Here is a 20108-nt window from a genome sequence, read left to right as displayed (position 1 = left end):
GTTATTCTGTGTCACGACGGATATTCAGCAGATCTGCGATATCGCAGGACCATCTCCCCCTTCGAGTTGTCGCATATCGCGGAAATAAATTCCCGGTAACTGCATATGGGTTTGGGTTGGGGAACGTTGTGCTGCGCTGGAGCGGGTATATGCCGGCTTCAGCTTGCTCCGGATCATAGTGCGGCAGACGTGCCGAATCCAGGTAGAACGGGCGATTTGTAGAGCTCTACAACTTTATCGTGATACAATAATTTGCGTACACTAGAATAACCATGCTCAGAACGTAAGAATATTCCGAGATATCACGCATTTTAGTGTTTCATTTTAGCAGCCGGAGAGATGTCCGCAGTTAGAAGGTCTTCCATAACCTCGGGAGATCGCAGCATGACCGTCTATTACGTGAATTCAGTGACGGGATCCGACTATAACAGCGGAACCGGTGAGAGTTCAGCCTTTGCGACGTTGTCCGCTGTTGAAGCCTTAAAACTAAATCCTGGCGACAGCGTGCTGCTTGCTGCCGGAAGCGTATTTAACGAGCAGTTCGACCTGAAATATTCCGGCACTGTCAGCGCTCCGATCACCATCGGCAGCTATGGCATCGGTGATGCGCCGGTCATTCACAGCAGCAATAACGGGATACACGGTTCCAAGGCTTCGAACATCATTGTCGAGAACATCAAGATCGCCGATACTGGCGCCAACGCGATCTATGCCGGGAGTGTATCGAACTGGATCATCCGCAACGTCGAGGTCTCGAATACCGGTCTGTCCGGAAAGGCCGGCTCGCTCAGCTTCCAAAGTAGCCAGAACATCACGATCGAGAATAGCATCCTGACTGGTGTGCATGGCGATGGCATTTGGATGGATAACGTCAAGGGCGTCACCCTCGTCAACAATACCGTTACCAACAGTCAGGGGAGCGTGGCTGACGCCATTCAGCTCAACAACAGCAGCAATATCCTGATCAAGGACAATCATCTCGAGCAGACAGAAACCAATAGCGCGAAGGGCGTCCTGGTGCTGATCCGGGCACAAGATGCCGTGGTTGAGGGCAATACGCTTGTCGGCGGCGGTTTCGGGCTGAGCGCTCAGGCGGGCACGAACATCGCCATCCATGACAATGACATCTCAGGATATGGCGGCTACAGCTGGTCGTACGGCATCGGCCTTGGCGACTCCGGCGATGCGAAAAACTACGACATTAGCGGAAATTATCTGCATGACGGCGTCTACGGCGTCCTGGTCAGCGCTGTCGGCAATCCCGCCTATCTCCGCGAGAACATCATTGTCCACGACAATGTCTTCGACGACCTGACAGCGTCGGCACTGAAGGTCGACAGGTCTGCATCGGGCTCCTTCTACGACAATGTCATCGATAGTTCGGTGTCGACGCTGACGATGCCCGCCGCAATCGCTGCGCAGAACACGTTCTCCATCGGTGAAAACAAGACGCTCGAACAAGCGCAGGCTGAGCTTGACAGCCCAGCAGCGAGCGCGAGCGGCGACACGTCGTCGAGCAATGAGCAGACTCCTGTGGCACCGGTTTCCGAACATGTGGAGGTACCGGTGCCTCAGGTAAGTTCTCCGGCGCCGAGCGTGGAAACGCCGGCCGCGACCGTGCCTGCAGTGGTCGTTCCGAAAATTGTTGCGGTCCACGATAGCTTGAAGATCGCGGAGGATACCGGCAGTGCCTATCACGGAAATCTGCTTGATAACGACAATGCGAGTAACGGCACGATACTGCTTCGCCGCTTCGGTGACAGCGCGGTGGACAAGCACGGCCTGACGCTGACCGGAAAATACGGCGTCATCCACGTCGAAAGCGACGGCGACTATAGTTATACGGTCGATGCCACCAAACTCGCAGGCCTCAGCGGCAACGTCAGTGAGTTCTTCCAATACAAAATCTCCGATGGCGCTTCCCATATCGATACCGACGGCTTGAGCGTGTCGATCAACATCGACGCATTCCATAGCAGTCACGCCTCGCACGTCCTGGCGTGAGGCTGGACCGGATTCTGGCGCATTCCCGCGAGCCCGCGCGCGGCTTCAATTTGCGAGGCAGCCAAGTTTTCGCTAGGGGGCGATGTGAAACATACCCCCTTGATCCAAAAAATTCGCGTCTGCCATGGCTAGAACAAACTAAAGATTGTATTTATAGTTTAATTCTTCAGTAAAGGCCTGCTTTAAGCGTGCCACACGCTCGCCGCTTTTAACCCTTATTGGCGGTTTTTGCGATATTCACTTGCTTCGGCTGGTTTGCTTATCGTAGAGTTAAAGTTAGACCCGCAGAAATTGCTCGTGATAAGTTTGTATTTTCGGTCATTTTTCAGTGGGGTTTATGTTCTAGGGTATGGCTCGCAAGCGGGATCAGCAACGGTGCCGGGATCCGAAGGCAGCCATGTCAATGATCGGTTTGATGGCCCGTAACTGCACTGTGGACTAGCATTTTGTTGGTGCGCGATGCGGTAGAAGAGGATTGCTTCGTGTTTCAAAGTTCAGCAGCTGACGTCAATGAACCGTCCAAAGCCTTGCGGAAATGCAAAGGGGGACTGATCTTCATTGGTATAGCTAGCGCGCTTATCAATATACTTTATCTGACAAGTTCATTTTTTATGCTTGAGGTGTATGACCGGGTCATTCCGAGCAAAAGCATACCGACGCTGACCGCCTTGGCAATACTTGCGTTGACTCTTTATGCTTTCCAGGGCGCGTTCGAGGTTCTCAGGAGCAGAATGCTCGTTCGCGTTGCCGGTGCCCTTGACGAGATGGTGAATGGGCGGGTGTTTCGGGCGTTGATCAAAGCGCCGCTGAAGGTCAAGATCGGCGGCGACGGGCTTCAGCCCCTGCGGGATTTCGATCAAATAAGAACGTTCCTGTCCGGCATGGGCCCGACGGCAATGTTCGATCTGCCCTGGCTCCCTTTCTATCTCGTTATCTGCTTCTTATTCCATCCGGCAATTGGATATATCGCGATCGGCGGATCGCTCGTTCTCGCCATTTTGACGTTCCTGACCAATCAGGGCACGCGTACGCTCTCCAAGCGGCAATCAGAAGCCGCCAACATGCGCAACGGATTTGCGCAGAGCTCGATCCGCAACTCTGAGGTCATTCATGCCATGGGCATGGCAGGCACCATGGCTGAGATATGGGATCGCAAAAATGGCGAATACCGGAACATCACCCGACAGGCATCGGATGTCGGCAACGGTTATGCGACGCTGTCGAAGATTTTCCGTATCGCCCTGCAATCGGGAACGCTGGCAACAGGTGCGATCCTGGTCATTCAAGGTCAAGCGTCTTCGGGTATTATCATCGCCGGTTCCATCCTGACGTCCCGCGCTCTGGCGCCTGTAGAGGCGGCGATCGGAAATTGGCGCGGTTTCGTTTCCGCCCAGCAGAGCTGGGCGCGGCTTGCGAACCTCCTGAAGACAATTCCGGAGATCCCAGCCCCTCTCGCGCTGGCCGCACCGTGCAAGCAGGTCACGGTTGACGGCGTCGCCAGCGGACCGCCGGCCGGCCAGCGGCTGGTCATCTCCGATGTCAGCTTCGGCCTGAGAGCAGGGAGCGCGCTCGGGGTCATCGGCTACAGCGCCTCGGGCAAGTCGTCGCTGGCGCGGGCGATGATGGGCATCTGGCCGACGGTCAGAGGATCCATTCGTCTGGATGGTGCGGCGCTCGACCAATGGGACGGCGACGCACTTGGCCGGCATATCGGTTATCTTCCGCAGGATGTGGAGCTTTTCTCAGGCACCGTCGCGCAGAATATCTGCCGCTTCGCCAAAGAGATGTCGCCGGAAGCGGTGGTCACCGCGGCGAGGGCGGCGCGCGTTCACGATCTCATTCTGCGTCTGCCGAACGGTTACGAGACCGAAATCGGCGAAGGCGGTGCTGCGCTTTCAGCCGGGCAGAGACAGCGTATCGCGCTTGCGAGAGCGCTCTACGGGGAACCATTCCTCGTCGTGCTCGATGAACCGAATTCCAATCTCGATGAGGAAGGCGAGCGGGCGCTGAGTGCTGCGATCATGAGCGTGCGTGCACGTGGCGGCATCGTCGTTGTCATCGCGCATCGCTCCGGCGTTCTAGCTGTGTGCGACTTCGTGCTGATGATGCAGGAGGGCAGGATGATCGCATTCGGTCCTAAGGAAGAAGTTCTGGCGCGGGTCAGCCGGACCGAGGCAGCGCGCACCCCGATTGCCGAGCGCGTGGCTCAGCTTAAGGTCGTCGTTGACGGCAATGCGGCGGAATAGGCCGGAAGGAAGATCGTGAGCAAAGTTATTAGTGAATCCAAACGCTCTCTCAATCGCCATGTGGCGGTTGTCGGCGCGCTGTCCATTGCGTTGGTGTGCGGCATCGGCGGTTGGGCGGCGACGACGGAACTTTCGAGCGCCGTCATCGGCGAAGGCGTCGTTGTCGTCGACGGTGACGTCAAGAAGATCCAGCATCTGACGGGTGGCATCGTCTCGGAACTTCTGGTCTCCGAAAACCAGCATGTGTCGGCCGGACAGGTTTTGATACGGCTTGATGGAACGGCGACAAGAGCACAGCTGTCGATTGTCGAGAGCACGCTTGCGCAGCTTTATGCGCGCCGCGCCCGCCTGAAGGCGGAGCGGATCGGCGCCGAGTCGTTCGAAGTCGAAGAAAACCTCAGCGACCTGACATCCAGCACCGCGGCGCAGCAGCTGCTCGACGGCGAACGGAAGTTGTTCGACAGCCGCAGGTCAGCGCTGATCGGAATGAAGAGTCAGCTGGCGTCGCGCAAGGATCAATTGGGTGAGCAGATCAAAGGCTTGGTCGTTCAGATCAACGCCACCGGCGATTCCCTCGGCTTGATCGAACAGGAGCTCGAAGCCGTCGATGTTCTCTACAAGAAGGGTCTGGTCACGCTTCAGCGTTTGAATACGCTCAAGCGAGCCCGCGCCGATCTCCAGGGTAACAGCGGTCAGGAAATCGCTGCAAAGGCGGAGGCCGAGGGCAAGGCGATCGAAATTGACCGACAGTCGATTCAGCTGGATGAGGATCGTCGTTCGGAGATCGCAAAGGACCTGACGGATGTCGAAGCTCAGATCGCCGAAAATGAGGAGCGCCGCGGCACTGCGCTCGATCAACTCCGCCGTCTCGACATCACCGCGCCGCTCAGCGGCCGCGTTCACGAATTGTCGGTGCACACCGTTAATGGCGTAATCGAAGCCGGTCAGACGCTGGGGCTCGTCGTTCCCGAAAACGACGATCTTACCGTCCAGGCGAAGGTCGCCACCCGCGATATCGACCAGGTCCATGTCGGCCAATCTGTCGATGTACGTTTCAGCGCTTTTGATCAGCGCACGACGCCTGATGTGCAGGCGGTGATCACCTCAATTGCGCCTGATATCGTCAAGGATGAGCGGACAGGGATCAGCTATTATCCGCTACGCGTCAAGCCGGAGGCTCAAAGTATCGCAAAGCTGAAATCGATAAAGCTCTATCCCGGCATGCCGGCCGAAGTCTTTATCAAGATCGGCGACCGGACCGTCATTTCTTATCTCACAAAACCACTGACCGATCAGATGCAGCACGTATTTCGTGAGGAGTGATTGGAGCTCCTCGGCACAGTTGCGGCATGTCGAGGCAGCTGCTATCCCCGGTTGGATGCAAGGCTGATTTGCGCACTGAAGCGGACATGACAATTTGTCCTTCATGATATTGTCTCAAGCCTGCTGCAAGGTTGGCTTCAAGGGCCTGCCTGTCGTTCCACAAGGTTCTCCTGTCGGGTGACGTATAGCTCTCGCCGAGATATGGTTCTGTCATGATATGTTTGCGGCTTTGGCGAGCGGCGCCGACCGAGAGGCGACTGGCATCGGGTTTAGTTCTGCTTTTAGCCTGCCTCGTGATGGTTTTGATGACTGGAAAGAGTGATGCCGAGAACCTTCCACCGCTAAAAATAGTGGCTTTCGGAACATCGCTGACAGCGCGCGGGGGATGGCAACCCGGCCTCCAGACAAGGCTTGCTGCCTGCCTGCAAAGATCCGTGAAAGTCGAGAGCGTCGCAAAGAGCGGCGAGACGTCGACATGGGCTTTGACCCAACTGGATCGCGTCGTTGCCGAGCAGCCGGATATTATTCTGATCGAGCTCTACGCCAATGACGCGACATTGCATCGGTTCGTGTCGCTGGCGCAAAGCCGAAGGAATATTGCCGACATTCTCGATCAGCTTCATCAACGCCTGCCGCGGGCGCGGATTATCCTCATGGCGATGAATCCGTTTTCAGGACTGCGGGGGCTGATCCGTCCTTTTGTCGGTAGCTATATTTCGGCTCATCAGGCGGAGGCGCTGAAACGGGGCCTGGAGTTCATCGATTACCGGCCGGACTGGGAGCGCCTGACCCCGGACGATCTGGCCGCCGCAATTCCTGATGGCGCACATCCGCGACCCGAGGTCGCTTCTAAAATCATCGTGCCCCAACTGACCCGGCACATAGCCGGCCGCGATTGCGGCGAATGAATCTTCTTCGTCTCAAGGGCATCTGCGGCTGTTGGGGGTTCAACCCGTCGCGAGATAGCCCTTCAAATAGCTGACCAGCGAGGCCCGGCCGGCATCGGACGCGTCTTCATGAGAAGGGCTGTCCAGGTCCTGAAGGAGATAATCTTTGAGTTCGTCATCGCTCTGGGCGACATAGATGCCTGGCCGGCCGACAAGCTGGCTGACCGTGGCAAGCTGGTGATCGTTTCGGTGCTCGCCAAGAGACGCCTTCCGTGGAACAAGAATGATCGGTTTGCCGAAACGCTTCGCCGTGAGGACCGTGCCGATTCCCGCGTGAGAGACGATGACAGTCGCGTCGCGAAAGACCCTATCGAAGTCCGCAGGCTCGATATTCTTGATCCACTTCATGTTCTGCGGCGTGTAAGTGCCTTTGCCGATCTGAGCCAGAACCGGTTTGGTCAATTCTTCTGCGAAGCTGTCGACAGCCTTGATGAGGCGGTCAAAGGGCAGCTGCGTTCCAACGGTGACAAGGATCAAAGGACAGCTCCTGCGTAATGCGGGCCATCCGGCCGCGAAAGATGTTGCCATTGCGTCAGCCAGAGAGTCGCAATATGGCCAGCCAGTTTTCCAGAGAGGGACAGTTTCTCCACATTGGCGACGCTATCGATCCAGATCGTCCGCTTGCCCGTCAACTTGCCGGCAAGCAGGCAGAAAAGCCCAGGCGCTGCACCTGTGGAAATGACAACGTCCGGTTTGTGCCTGATGACAATGGAGAAGGCGCTGAAAAAGCAGCGAATCGACATTGTGATCGAGTCGCGGCTGCAATCGGGAAGCACCAGGCCATCCTTGATGCCGTATTTGGCGAGCAGTCCCGGGATGGTCGTTGCAAAGACGATATCGCAGCCTTCGAATGCGCCGCGCATGGCCATCAGTTGCTCCCAATGGCCGCCGCCGGAGGAGGCGGCGAGGACCTTCAACTTTTTCTCAGCCATAGACATACCTCGTATTGAGAATTGCGCTAAAATGATCCGCATTGAAACGGACTGCTGTGTATTGTTTCGATACTCTACATTTCTGGTCGGATACCAGATTTCAATATGAACTCATACTGCCGGTCTTCGACCAGAATTCGGCATAACCGGCTTTCGTGGCTTGCGCCTGAAGGAACTTGGCGAAGCATCCTTTGGCAGGCACACGACCATAAGCGGCCAAAGCACGACCGGCGCCAACATCAAACCAGCCTCCATCATCGCGCCGATCATGATCATGAGTATGACCGCGACTTCCTTCGCCTGAACTTCGTTCAGCGCAGCGCCCGACGATACCGTCGTTATCCGTTCTCCAAGCCGCTTGAACAAGAATGCTACCCAAGCGATTGTCCCGGGCACGCCAATATTCAGCGCGAGTTCCAGATAGGTGTTGTGCGTCGATCTCGCATCAAACGTTACACGAACGAACTGTTCCATGATCTCGGGTTGTCGAAACAGAGCGAAACCATATCCGAAAATCGGTTGATCGTAGACAAGCGGAATCAGTTGCTCCCAGATGTTGGTTCGTCCGGAGAATGTCAAATCCTTGCCGAAGGCATCCGCGATCAGTTGCGCAGCGCCGAGATAGGCCGAGGCGCCGACAAAGCCGAGGATAAGACAGAGAAAGAACAGAAAGAATGATCGTACTCCGGAATTGCCGATCTTGAACATCATTTTAAGCCCCGCGAGCGTCGCAAGGCCCATCGCCAGCATAACGACGGCGGTCGACGATCGCGAGACGGCAATCAACGCAAGCATCAGCAACAAAGCGGCCCAGCGCAGCAACGTCCGATACCGAAGCCTGGAGGATGGCAAGCCAATGGAAACCACGACGATGAACGCGACGGCAAAAAACTGACCCATCGTGTTCTTGTGGTAAAACAGCCCCTTGACCATCCCAGCATAAGAACCACCCATGATTGCGAAATGCGGAAAGGCGGCGGTATACAGGACGTTGGCAAAGGCTGCGAAAACCGCGAAGTTTTCAAGCAGCCTGAATGTCTCGACGCTGCCGTAGCGACGTCGGTAGAGCAGCGGCGCGATTGTCAATACCGTCACGGCAGCGATGCCGCGCGCGGATGCGCCAAAGCTGATCGATAGAGCGAGGGATATGAGCGAAAAGCCAGCGACGACGATGACGAGAACCGGAATCCTTCGAAAATAGGACAGAAACCGGTTTGGCTCCAGGATGAAATAGACGCCCATCATCGGAATCAGCGAATAGAGCATCAGCTTCTGCGGAAGTGGATCCACAGATATCCCGTCATCGAAGTTCGAGGGATAACCGTACCACATTCCGGTTGCACGCAAGAGCGTGACATAGAGCATCACCGTGAGGAGCCAACGAACCAAGGTTTCTTTCTTGATGCCATGCCGTGGTCGCGATCGCGCCGCTTGCCGCGTCAAGCTGATGTTCCCGTTCGGAACATAAGAGGGGCCGTAACTCATCCGAGATCGCTCCCGTTAACAACACTAATGGGCGACATTGGGTCTGTATTCCTGGTAGGCATGTCCAAGGATCCCGTTGACCATGCCTGCGCCACGCAAAACATGGGTGAGGGCCCGCATGCCCCAATAGGGTGAAATGAGGATCGCCGGCAGCATGGCCAGCCCAAGGATCACTCTCGTGGCGCCATAGGCCGCCCGATAGAGCCGGCGCTTGAGGTCGCCGTGCAGGACCTCGCTGACGGCGAAAGTGTTGCCGAGCCGGTATTGTCGCTGCAGCACCCACTTCCAGGTCATGCGGCTGGCGGGAACGATATCATAGACGAGTGCCTTGTCAGCCCAGAAAACCTGCATACCGCGGCGAATTGCCTGGTTGAAAAAGAGATAGTCAGTGCCCCCGGTGAAGCGCATTTTCTCCTCAAAGCGCAGATTCCATGAGCGGATGAGGGGATAATCGAACATGACATTGTTCGAAGCCGCATAGGAAATGCGCTGACCGTCCTTGTTCATCTTGCGCTCGAAAACCCTCGCTTTGATGAAATATTCAGGTGGATTCTCGGGATAGACCGGCTGGACAGGACCGTAGACGCAATCGGCGCGGTTTTTCTCCCGGGTCTCCAGCATTGCATCGAGCCAGCCATCGACGGGCCATTCGTCATCGTCGAGAAAGCAGAAGAGATCGGTGCCGGCAGGGGCCGAATCGAGCGCGCGATTGCGCGCAAAGGGGATGCCCTGGTTGGGTTCGACGACATAGATCAGATCGTAGGCGCCCGTTTGGCCGAAAGCCTCGACCGTGGCTCTTGCGCTGCCTGCGGCATCATTGTCGACGATCACCATCGTCAGATGATAGGGGCGAGCCGGATGCCTGGTCTGGCGTGTCATTACGTCGAGCAGCTTGGCGATCCCGTCCAGCCGCCGATAGGTCAGCACGCCGACGGCGATGTTCAACGGCGACGCGCCTGACGGATCAGTTCCGGCTGATGAATGCGGAAAGGTGCCCTGCTGGTTCATGACTGTCCTCTCCGCAGCATATTGCCCAAACGCTTGCGCGCGGCCATCAGGGCCACTTCGTTGACGGCATCATCGCCGAACGGACCGCCGGCCACGGTGTTGCGAGCTTCGCTCCTCAGGTTCAAGAGCGATGTGGTTTCAGCAATGCCTCCGGCCACCAGGCTCTTGCCCAGCGCATGCAGCCCATCATAGCGGCGCGCCAGTTCCAATCCTGTGGCGATCATGATCCGAGGGCGCAGTGTTTTTGCCCTGCTCGTGCCCGTATAGCGGTTCGAGGCATGAATGCGCTGAAAGGTCAGCGGCGTTTCGACGATGGCGCCGGGACCGAGATAGGCGGCTGCAAACTTGATGTAATTGTCGCTGAGCACGACGTCTTTCGCGACGGACATCGGCAGGATCTGGGACAGCAGGTCGCGGCGGAAGCTCAAGCCGGAGGTCGGCACCGGAAGCGAGGGAAAGCCGCCCCTGCGCAACGTGTCCCGTTTGTCGAACAGCGTCACCTGCAACTGCGCGGCAGGCTGGTCGCCTTCGTTGGTCGTCACACGGTCGAAGCACCAGTCGATCTCGTTTCGGTCATAGATCTCGGCGATGCGCCCGAGTTTGCCAGCCAGAAACGCATCATCGGCATCGAGGAGAAAGAGGATGTCGCCGCTTGCGGCTGCAAAACCGGCATTGAAGCTTGAGGCCTGGCCGCCATTCTCTTTCAATACGGTCAGGATCCGCTCGCCGTATGAAGCAAGGATTTCTCGGGAATCATCGGTGGAACCATCGTCGACGACGATCACTTCGAAATCCGGATAGGCCTGCGACAGAACGCTGTCGATGCAGGGACGCAGATACTGGCCGTAATTGAAATTGTTGATGAGCACCGATAATTTCACCGCACGACCTCCTGCACCAGTCGACCAGAATGATTTCCTGCCGGTGCGTATCGGCGCAGCCCCGCGCGGTAGCCACGCATGTAGTAGTACTTCCAGATGGCCCAGAACCGCTTCTTTGATCGCGGCAAAGGATAAAGAAGCGCCGCCCGAACCGCCCAGTTGGCACTTTCGATCCAGGTTCGCAAGGGCACCCCCCCGATCCTTACACCTTTGGGAATGGTCTCGGCGAAGAGCGCCGGCATTCCATAGCCAAGACGTTCCCCGCGTTTCTGAACCCAAGCCTCTGTCACGCTCGAGGCGGGAATCCAATGATGAACGATGGCCTCAGCGCACCGATATGTCTTCACGCCGTTTCGGGATAGGCGGGTGACAATTTCCGTATCCTCTCCCATCGCGAAAAGACCTCCCGGCAGCGGCCCGATGTCCTCGCGGAACCGTACAGTGCTGCCAAGCAGTTCACGACGCACGGTCGTGTTCGGACCCCAAATTTTTGTCGGGTCGCACGGGCCACTGGATTCCTGGTCGGCTATGGCGAAGGTTGATCCCATGGGAATCCAGTCCAACAGCGGATCTCCATGGGGATAATGCTCCCAATTCGGGAGGATGCGACCGCCGACAACGCCGTAATCCGGATTCACCTCTGCGCACTCCGCAATGGAACTCAACCAATTCGCATCGGCCTCGATATCGTCGTCCGTAAAAACGATCAACGCTCCTCGAGCTATCGCCAAAGCGGCGTTCATAGCTCCTGATTTTCCTGGCCGGGCATGATTGACAACAACCATTGGAAGCTTCTCCGTATATTGGTCGAGAAGCTGTTGTGTTTCGTCTTCACTGTTGTTGTTGACGGCAATCAGTTCCCATTGGTCAGCCGGAAGGTTTTGGCCCAGCATCGAATCCAACATCTGTTGAAGCCGTCTGCTAGCGCCATTAAAGGACGAAAAGATGACACTAATTTTTAGATCCGCCGTCAAACCGAGTCGCCTCCCGAAGTGCGAAAATCCTGCCCTCTGCCTCCGTAGATGGAGCACTTCCTGTCGATGCCGTGGTTTGGGACTGTCATCACTTGGCACCAAGCTGAGAATGGATCGTTTTCATCGCAGATCGCTGCTTCAGAAATTGGCGCAGGATTCCCTGTCTCACCGACTGCGCCCAGAGCAATTTGAAGCGAAGGCCGCTTAGGGGGAATCTCTTGACGACGACGCTGGCCGGCGCCATCAGAAGCCATCTCAGGGCGCTAACAACCGGCAGACCGGCGATTTTCGTTTTGCTCTTGAACAGGTCCGGCCGAACGATAACCAAACCCATGCCATAGCGCTCGCCGCGTCGCAAAACCCAGCCTTCCTTCACATAGCCCTTCCTTACAATGTGCCGAACCCGGGGATGCCGCGAATGAAACGCCTTGGCTCCATTCTTCTCCAACCTCAGAGCGAAAGCAGTATCCTCACCCATGGGGAATTGAGTGACAGTGGCATCCGGGCCGAGGTCGTCGTGTACGATATAGTCAGGCCCTAAAATGGAACGGCGGAAGGCCGAATTCGGCCCTGATATTAACGCCGCCGAAATCGGGCCCTCGGGAAGATCGCCATTGAGAGCATAAAGAATTCCCAAGTGCCCATACTTGATCAACCACGGTGCCGGCTTTTCCTCCCATTCGGGCGTGATCAAGCCCCCGAATATGGCAAACTGAGGTTGCTCCTCCGCCAAGATCAGAAACTGCTCGATCCAATCCGGCTCGGGGATGACGTCGTCATCGGTTAAAATGACGAGTTCCCCCTCTAGATGGCGGAATCCCAAAGTCAATGCATGTTGCTTGCCTTGTTTTGGCTCGAAATAAACTTCCAGCGGAAGCCGCTCCTTATAGGAATTCAGGACTGCTGCAGTGTTGTCGCTGCTGTTGTTATCGACGGCGACGATTTTCCATTCCTTTTTCGGTAGGGTGGCAGCGCAGAGTGCGTCAAGCATCGTTGGCAGGGTCTTCTCTCCATTGTAAGTCGAGAAAAGTATTGTTACTTTGACTTTGCTCATTTGCTGCTCCGGACCCCATTTCGGTCGGATCGCCTCACAGTACGGCTTCAGCTCACGCCTTGCCGGTGACTTGGGTCTCCGATAGAACGCTGTCGATGCGTGGACGCAAATACTGCCAAGAATGACTGATAGGCACCGATAGTCTCAAATTACTGCCTCCTGGGCAATCGATCACTGTACCACCGTTTGAGACACGTACCGGCGAATTCCGGCGCGATAGCCACGCATGTAGTAATATTTCCAGATTGCCCAGAAACGTTTCTTCGATTGCGGCAGGAGATAGAGCATTGCTGCCCGGAAAGCCCATCGCGCGCTTTCGATCCAGGTCGGAAGCGGAACTCCACTTAACCTCAGCCCTCCAGGCACCTCGTCGGGAAAGAGCGCCGGCATCCCGTAGCCAAGCCGCTCACCTCTTTTCTGTACCCAATCCTCCGTCACGCTCGACGCCGGAATCCAGTGATGGACCACAGCCTCCGCGCATCGATAGGATTTGGCTCCATTGGCCGCCAGGCGAATGACGATCTCGGCATCTTCACCCATGGCGAAAATCTTTCCGGGAAGAGGACCGATATCTTCGCGGTAGCGCACGCTTGTTCCGAGCAGTTCTCGTCTGACGATTGTATTCGGGCCCCAGACTTTTGTCGGGTCACACGGCCCGCTTTGGGTTTCGTCGACGATTGCAAAGGTGGATCCCATCGGAATCCACTGGATAAACCGATCTTTTGGCTCTTTCTCCCAATCAGGAACGATTCTGCCGCCGAAGATGCCATAACTCGGATGGGCTGCGGCGCAGTCGATGATCGCTTTCAGCCAGTTCGGTTCGGCGCGAACATCGTCATCGGTAAAGACGATGAGATCCCCCTTCACCCGATCCAGGGCCATATTCAACGCGCCCGACTTTCCCGGCTTGTACTGCTGCAGGACGGTGATCGGAAGCTTGTCGCTATAGGATTTCAAAAGGTCAAACGTGCCGTCATTGCTATTGTTGTCGACGGCAACCAATTCCCACAGATCATGGGGGAGCTCCTGGCTTACCAGGGAATCCAAAGTATGGCGCAGCCGGCGGCTGGCGCCATTGTAAGATGAAAAGAGCACGCTGACGAGAAGATCCGCCATCACTAACCCACCCTTTTGGTGAAATCGAACGAGAAAAGTCTCATAATTTAATTGCCTTCGCAGTGCGGATCGGAATCCTATGCGGGATTCGACCGTGCCCCGCCGAAGAATTCGCGGCGATAAGCATGGCCGAGAACCCTCAGCTTGCGGAAATTGCGAAATAACCGTCGCGGCTTCAGAAGCACGCCGCGATTAAGGAAATACTGCCGCATCAAGCTCGGCGCCTGGCTATGCGACCCGCCGTGGGCGACCCGGTAGACCGCTCCCCGAAAGGGGAGTTTGGCTAGCGGCGCACCACGTCGGGCAAGAATATCCGCAATCCGGACGTGGCTGCCGAGCATCGACTTGATCCAGTCGAGCGAAGCCTCCTCGAACCGTTTCGGTAATTCATAAAGATCGGCACGAATGATCAGCGACGTTCCGCAGAGATGGCTGAAGTCATCATGACCAAGCAGGAAGTTACCGCCGTCGTCCCAGATGTAACCGTGGTCAATCGTCCAGCCGTTGGCGTTCCGATTTTCCGAAACATGCTGGACGATCCGGGAACTGACGAAATCATCATCGTCGACAATCATGAAGAAGCGGCTGTCGGCGGCGGCCAGCATGCCACTCAGGACGCGCCGGCCCTTGTCGGCGCGGAACGCATCGAGGAAGTCTTCCTTGCTGCCCTTGCCGAGTTCGTGCAAGTCGTTCGGCGGAAAGCTCACGCGCACCGCGGAGAATTTCTCCGGAAGATCAGGCAGATCGGCCCCTTCATTGGCCACTATAATGCCGCGCCAATCTCCATTGGTCTGGTTGGAGATGGAGGCCACGGTCTGGCTGAGGTTTGCCTTCAGCTTGCTCCAGTCGCGGGCATTGTCCTGATGTCGGACCGGGATGATGAACGTGACAAGTGGCATCGAATTCCCCCTTAAGCCCGCAGGCCCACAGCTTCTTTCTCAGCGACGCGCCCCTGGGCAGCCTGGTGACACGCCCACTCGATCCCGTCTTCGAGCGATGTCGCCTTATAGGAAAGGTCGGTTCCGCCGGAGAATGCATTCATGAAGCGGCGGATCTTTCCGTAGCTGTTGTCCAGCACCGCATGCGGACGGCCGAGCAGAAGCGAGCAGATATGGACGTGCAGGCGATCGGTCACGATCGCGCGGGCACGCGAGATCTGGCTGATGCCGCGCTCGAAGCGGTTATGAGCCGCAGCGTCCAGTCGGCGCAAGGCAACTTCGCTCGGTTTCAATGCGAGATAAGCGGAAGCTACGCCCAGTTTCTTGGCGATGTCTACCTTGCGCTTCGATTCGGTGATCCAGTCTTCCACAGGAATATCGGAAGGAATCTTGCGATCACCGCCGCCAACCCGTTCCGCATCCTCGCGCAACATGGCGAGCACGGGGATCTGCGTTGCCCTTTCCGGCAGCGGACCGATGGCGAAAGCCATGTCCGGGCAAAGCCGCACGGTGCAGTCAAAGTGCTTCTCGGAAAACTCCTTCGATTCTTCGTCGCGCACCAGCAGCACGAAATTCTTGTGGCGCCCGATGGCCCGCTTGGACTGCTCGATTCGCTCAGCCGAACTGTAGTGGATCGACTGCGGGAACTGGATGACCTGCCGATCCGGGAAACGTTCCATGATCATCTCGCGGAAATCCTGGTGGGCGACCCAGATATCGCCGAAATTGCCGCCGCCGTGAATGAAGATCGGGCCTGTGGGAACCCGCCGTTTCAGTTCTTCGACGGAGAAGTCGTGAAGCCTGGAAACATAGTCCGGGCGCTTGCCGAAGCGATCTCTGAGATAGGCCATCTCTCCCAGCCAGATCGCCGAGTCGCCGCAATTGCGAATGTCAGGAAAATCGAGAATCGCAAGCGGTTCATCGCGCGAGACATAGTCCTTCAGGCAATCATGAATCATGCCGTTGAGTTTTGCGATCAGCTCCGATCTGGATTGGCTGGTCATTCTGCCTCTCTTGTTGGTGTTCGTTTAGCTTCAGGCCGATTTAGGTACGGCAATACGTTTTGCTTTTGACAGGAACTTGACAATGATGCGGTGAACTTCGGTTTCAGGGCCGTCCGGCTTCTTCATCGCAACCCAAAGAACGAAGCTCGATCCGACATAGATGACGCCGCCGGCGATGACCAGGACAGCCAAATGAAGGGCCAGATGCGGCTTGTCGGTGGGCATGCTGAGAATATGTGACAATCCCCAGACGCCGGCGGCCATCAAGGCGACGCTGGCAAGCGCGCGGAAGTTGGCCGCGAGTTGCTGGAAGAACGGCAGATTGATCAAGCGCTTGACGAGAAGCATATTGACCACGGTGGAAATCAGGCCCGTCAACACCCGCGCATAAACGACGCCCGGAAGCCCGGCCATCATGAGGCCGGCGATGATGATGGGGATGCGGACCACCAGCATCTGCGTGTCGCGGATGAACAACATCTTGGTATAGCCCTTCGCCATGCCGAGCGGCTGGACGAGCGAGCCGAGGGTCTGCAGGGCAAAGACCGATGCGAGCGCCTGGACGATGAAGATGGCGGGAATCCACTTTTCTCCCAAGGCCAGCCGCATCATTGGTTCCGCCACCACGGCCATGCCGATGCCGGCTGGAAGCGCAACGGCTGCCAGCAGCGCCTGCGCACGCTGATAAGCTGCGATCAGCCGGATCGGATCGTTGCGAACCTTGGAGAAGCCAGGATAGATCGTCTGGTTCAACGGCGCCGTTGCCTCGCGCGTCGGCAGCGTCGAAAGGGTATTGCCGACGGTGTAGTGGCCGAGTTGCGTGGCGCCGAGCAACTTTCCGATCAGCAGATATTCGATCCGCCAGTTCAGCGTGTTGACGATCTGTCCGGCCGTCAGCCACACCGAGAACGAAAACAATTCGCGTGCGTGCCGAAAGGTGATGCGCGGCCAGAACGGCAGGACGGTATAGGAAACGATGATATTGGTCACCTGATAGGCGAGGGTGCCGATCACGAGCGCCCAATAGCTGTGGTAGATGGCCGCAATTCCCACGGTGACGACAAACCCGACCAGCTTTTGCGAGACGTTGAGGACGAATTCCTGCCAGAAAATCAGGTCGCGCTGGAGCATCACACGGCGCGGATTGGCGAGACCGCTCAAGAGCAGGCTGAAACTCAAGGCAAGCATGACGCTCGTCAGCCGCGGCTCATCATAAAATTCGGCGATCGGATAGGATGCGGCGGCAAACAGCAGCGCCAATATCGCGCTTCTCGTCACGCTCAAGGTCCAGACCGCGCTGAAATGCGTTTCGCTTGGCGACTCGTGGCGGATAAGCGCCTGATTGAGGGAGAGTTCGGTGACCGAACTCAGAATGACCTGGATCGTGGTTGCAATGGCGACAAGACCGAAATCGGCTGGCACCAGGTACCAGGCAAGCACGAAGGTGCTGAGCGCCGAGAGCCCGTTGACGATGGCGCGGGACAAACTCAGCCACATGCTGCCCTGAATCAGCCGGTCGGTAACACTGCTCATGGGCGAACGGCTCCTGAGGTAGATGACATTGACCATTTCAGCAGGTCGGTATTGGCGGAATTAGAAAGCATCATGCCTTATTTGCCTCGTCACGGGATCATCAAAGGGCGCTGGCCGTCTTGTTGGAAAAATCCTGTTTCAGCCGGTCCAGCTGGACCAGCATTTTTTCGTGCGCCCTTACGATAGCCTCGTCGGAGCTGAGCTGTCCTGGCTTCTCAGCCACCCGCTGCAGCGTCTTGACGGTCGAGCCGAAGACATAGTTGCCGGTCAGCTGCCGGATGCGGCGGTGTCGGAACGTTATGTTCTTCAACAGATACGTGTTTTTCCGCACCAAAGATGCACCTGCTTCGACGAGGTTGGACGGGCCGATCGGATCGAAATCGATCCCCAGATCCAGCGCACTCGCCCAATCATACCACTTGGCGCGATTGCCTGGCGCAATCGGCCGGATCGCGCGCCACGGAACGCGCAGCGCATCGGAGATGATGCAGCCATGCATTGCCTCGGAGACGACCTTGTGCGATGCGCTGAGCTCGGTCAGAACCTTTTCCACCGACCAGCGGGGATCGATATAATGGATGCCGGCGAGCTCGCAGACCTTATCCCAGCTGCCGTACATGGCGCTTTCGTAGTGCGGCATGAAAGAGACGGGATAGCGCTTCTCAACGCTCTTCGCATCCCAGCAGCTGCGCGTGAGGATGCCTGAATCGCCGATGGCGTAGCTCGGGTCGATGCCGAGGACCTCGGCGGTCTTCTTTCCGCGCACGAAGTAGAAGGTCCAATTGCCGTCGACCTTCGGCGCGTTGGTGTAGCCGCCATAGCCGGAGCCGAAGACGATCTTCTGTATGTTCGGGTCGAAATTATCGTAGAGGATCGAACCGATGCCGAGAAAGAGCTGGCTTTCATCGTCGTCGAAGAAGCCGGGCAGCAGACGTTCCCAGAGCCAATGGTTCAGCTCGTCGCCAAAATTTTCATGTTTCCCGCGATAGGCAAACATCTTCATCGTGCTTCTCCAGTCGGCAAGTGCGTCACGAGCTGCGTGACGGTTTCGTCCTCGCGGGCCATGCGTCCGTAACGCGAAATGATCTTGATGTCGCTGCGGATTATCTTTGCCGGGTTGCCGGCCACCAGCGAGCGCGGCGGCACGCTCTTGGTCACCACCGAGCCGGAGCCGATGACGCATTCGTCGCCGATCTCCACGCCGGGCAGAATGATGCTGCGGGCGCCGATGAAGCAGCGTTTGCCGATCCTCGTGTGAAGGTAGAGCCCGCGCGTCAAGTCGTGGGTCAGGATCGCCGCTTCAAAGGCGACATAGGTTTCGGCGCCTATATGCAGCCCCTTCGGATTGGTCTTGTCAAAGCGCACGCTGAGCGAAAAGCTGGCAGTCGGATCGATGTCCATACCCCAGAATTTCGTGTAATAGAGCCACTTGGCCTTAACGATCCCGTTCCGCAGCGGCCGAAATACGTTCAGTCCCCATTTCGGCTTCTTTCCTGTCTGCACCATCAAGTCCGACCTCGGCTGGAAAATTCGTCTAGAACGGAACTGTAATAGTCCTCTAGCATCCCCGTTTGACGACGTATGTCGAAGCGCTCGGCCACCAGAAGCGGTGCCCGCGCGCTGAAGGCTGTCCACAGAGCCTGGTCGTTGAGCAGCCGTCCGACCGCTTCCGCCATGCCCGCGACATCCCGCTCCTCCACGAGATAACCAGTTTTTCCCTCTTCGATCGCTTCGCCCACGCCTCCCGAGCGGAATGCGACGACCGGAGTACCGACGGCTTCGGCCTCCAGATTGGCGAGGCCGAAGGCTTCCGCGTGACCATTGTCGAGCGTCACGCTGCCATGAAGATAGAGCTCCGCACTGGCGAGCAGATCCCTTATCTCTGTCTGCGACAGATTTTCATGGATCGTGACGCTTGGCAAGGAACGGCGCGCCAAGGCTTCGATTTCCTCCTTCAACGGTCCCTGTCCGACCATGACGAATTCAACCGGGGTGCCGGCGGCCGCCACGCGTGAAAGCGCGTCGATCATGAAGCGGTGGCCCTTATAGTCGACGAAACGGGCAATGGAAACCACCAACCCCTTTTTTCGTGGACGGGGCTCCATTTTGAAGAGATCGAGATCAATGCCGATGTGATGGCGAAAGACGCGATCGGCGCGGAAGCCGAGTGCCAGCAACCGCTCTCGGATGAAATCGGAAACGGCGATGTTCCAGCTGTTCCAGCCTGCCATCTCGGTTCGGCCCTTGGCAAAGAAACGCACCTGATTGTAGCCGCCCGGTTTTTTCGGATCGCCGCGATAGGTAGCGTCGAAGCCGTGAAACGTCGTGACGAGCGGCTTGCCGGCGGCCCGCGCCAGGGGACCGATGACATAGCCGTTTTTGCCGAAATGGGCGTGGACAAGATCGGCTTGGCTGATGGCTGGAAAGAGAAAAGGCAGGCCGACCTGTGGGATTTTCAGAAGCAGTTCACCGGCCCGAGCGACGGGAGACCGACGAATGTCATGAATGGGGATGGTCGATTTTTTCGTATGGGCGGAAGGGATTCGCGAGCCGGTAAGAATTTCAGCTTCGAAGGAACGAAATGCCACGGCCTGATTGAGAACAAATGCCTGGCTGGCAGGCAAAAATTTTTCCACGTAAATAACGGCTTTTCTCATGAATCT

Annotated in this window: 18 protein-coding genes; 4 read left to right on the top strand and 14 right to left on the bottom strand. The window is 57.1% G+C overall.

Annotated elements, in window-relative coordinates; genetic code table 11:
• The first annotated feature begins 384 nt into the window (after positions 1-384).
• The 4 genes from RHE_RS16525 (at position 385) to RHE_RS16510 (ending at position 6481) form a co-directional block, all read left to right on the top strand.
• On the top strand, positions 385-2004 hold the full coding sequence (locus RHE_RS16525) for a right-handed parallel beta-helix repeat-containing protein (protein ID WP_011426464.1): 1620 nt from the start codon (positions 385-387) through the stop codon (positions 2002-2004).
• A gap of 482 nt (positions 2005-2486) precedes the next feature.
• Complete coding sequence (locus RHE_RS16520; RefSeq protein ID WP_020922041.1) at positions 2487-4250, top strand: type I secretion system permease/ATPase; 1764 nt, start codon at positions 2487-2489, stop codon at positions 4248-4250.
• 15 nt (positions 4251-4265) lie between these two features.
• Complete coding sequence (locus RHE_RS16515; protein WP_011426462.1) at positions 4266-5573, top strand: HlyD family type I secretion periplasmic adaptor subunit; 1308 nt, start codon at positions 4266-4268, stop codon at positions 5571-5573.
• Between the two features lie 212 nt (positions 5574-5785).
• Positions 5786-6481 carry an SGNH/GDSL hydrolase family protein gene (locus RHE_RS16510; protein ID WP_020922040.1) on the top strand — a complete coding sequence of 232 codons (696 nt, stop codon included), beginning with the start codon at positions 5786-5788 and terminating at the stop codon, positions 6479-6481.
• A 39-nt stretch (positions 6482-6520) separates the two neighbouring features.
• Here RHE_RS16510 and RHE_RS16505 read toward each other — a convergent pair whose 3' ends face one another.
• From RHE_RS16505 to RHE_RS16440, 14 genes are all read right to left on the bottom strand, one after another.
• Entirely contained in the window at positions 6521-6997 is a 477-nt protein-coding gene (locus RHE_RS16505) for a glycosyltransferase (protein WP_011426460.1), read from the bottom strand.
• The gene (locus RHE_RS16500; protein ID WP_011426459.1) at positions 6994-7452 is read right to left on the bottom strand and encodes a glycosyltransferase family protein; all 459 of its coding nucleotides are present in this window, start codon (positions 7450-7452) and stop codon (positions 6994-6996) included. Before RHE_RS16500 ends, RHE_RS16505 begins: the two co-directional genes overlap by 4 nt.
• A 111-nt stretch (positions 7453-7563) precedes the next feature.
• Positions 7564-8937, bottom strand: a complete 1374-nt coding sequence (locus tag RHE_RS16495) for an O-antigen ligase family protein (RefSeq protein ID WP_011426458.1) — start codon at positions 8935-8937, stop codon at positions 7564-7566.
• Positions 8938-8961: 24 nt separating this feature from the next.
• On the bottom strand, positions 8962-9945 hold the full coding sequence (locus tag RHE_RS16490; protein ID WP_011426457.1) for a glycosyltransferase family A protein: 984 nt from the start codon (positions 9943-9945) through the stop codon (positions 8962-8964).
• Complete coding sequence (locus RHE_RS16485; RefSeq protein ID WP_011426456.1) at positions 9942-10826, bottom strand: glycosyltransferase family 2 protein; 885 nt, start codon at positions 10824-10826, stop codon at positions 9942-9944. Before RHE_RS16485 ends, RHE_RS16490 begins: the two co-directional genes overlap by 4 nt.
• Positions 10823-11800 carry a glycosyltransferase gene (locus RHE_RS16480; protein ID WP_041678734.1) on the bottom strand — a complete coding sequence of 326 codons (978 nt, stop codon included), beginning with the start codon at positions 11798-11800 and terminating at the stop codon, positions 10823-10825. Before RHE_RS16480 ends, RHE_RS16485 begins: the two co-directional genes overlap by 4 nt.
• An 88-nt stretch (positions 11801-11888) precedes the next feature.
• On the bottom strand, positions 11889-12854 hold the full coding sequence (locus RHE_RS16475) for a glycosyltransferase (protein ID WP_011426454.1): 966 nt from the start codon (positions 12852-12854) through the stop codon (positions 11889-11891).
• A 171-nt stretch (positions 12855-13025) separates the two neighbouring features.
• Positions 13026-13970, bottom strand: a complete 945-nt coding sequence (locus tag RHE_RS16470; protein WP_011426453.1) for a glycosyltransferase — start codon at positions 13968-13970, stop codon at positions 13026-13028.
• A 77-nt stretch (positions 13971-14047) separates the two neighbouring features.
• Complete coding sequence (locus RHE_RS16465; RefSeq protein ID WP_011426452.1) at positions 14048-14869, bottom strand: hypothetical protein; 822 nt, start codon at positions 14867-14869, stop codon at positions 14048-14050.
• A gap of 11 nt (positions 14870-14880) precedes the next feature.
• Positions 14881-15912 (bottom strand): polysaccharide pyruvyl transferase family protein, encoded by a 1032-nt coding sequence (locus tag RHE_RS16460; RefSeq protein WP_011426451.1) that lies wholly within the window; start codon positions 15910-15912, stop codon positions 14881-14883.
• Between the two features lie 30 nt (positions 15913-15942).
• Entirely contained in the window at positions 15943-17445 is a 1503-nt protein-coding gene (locus RHE_RS16455) for a lipopolysaccharide biosynthesis protein (protein WP_011426450.1), read from the bottom strand.
• Positions 17446-17545: 100 nt separating this feature from the next.
• Positions 17546-18448 carry an exopolysaccharide glucosyl ketal-pyruvate-transferase gene (pssM, locus tag RHE_RS16450; RefSeq protein WP_011426449.1) on the bottom strand — a complete coding sequence of 301 codons (903 nt, stop codon included), beginning with the start codon at positions 18446-18448 and terminating at the stop codon, positions 17546-17548.
• Positions 18445-18951, bottom strand: a complete 507-nt coding sequence (locus RHE_RS16445) for an acyltransferase (protein WP_020922035.1) — start codon at positions 18949-18951, stop codon at positions 18445-18447. Before RHE_RS16445 ends, pssM begins: the two co-directional genes overlap by 4 nt.
• Entirely contained in the window at positions 18951-20102 is a 1152-nt protein-coding gene (locus RHE_RS16440) for a glycosyltransferase (RefSeq protein ID WP_011426447.1), read from the bottom strand. The genes RHE_RS16445 and RHE_RS16440 overlap by 1 nt, the downstream gene beginning before the upstream one ends.
• Between the last annotated feature and the right edge of the window lie 6 nt (positions 20103-20108).

Origin of the sequence: Rhizobium etli CFN 42 (assembly GCF_000092045.1) — a bacterium.
GTDB lineage: Bacteria > Pseudomonadota > Alphaproteobacteria > Rhizobiales > Rhizobiaceae > Rhizobium > Rhizobium etli.
The sequence above is the reverse complement of the archived record's forward strand: the minus strand, read 5'-3'. Positions and strand labels throughout refer to the sequence as shown.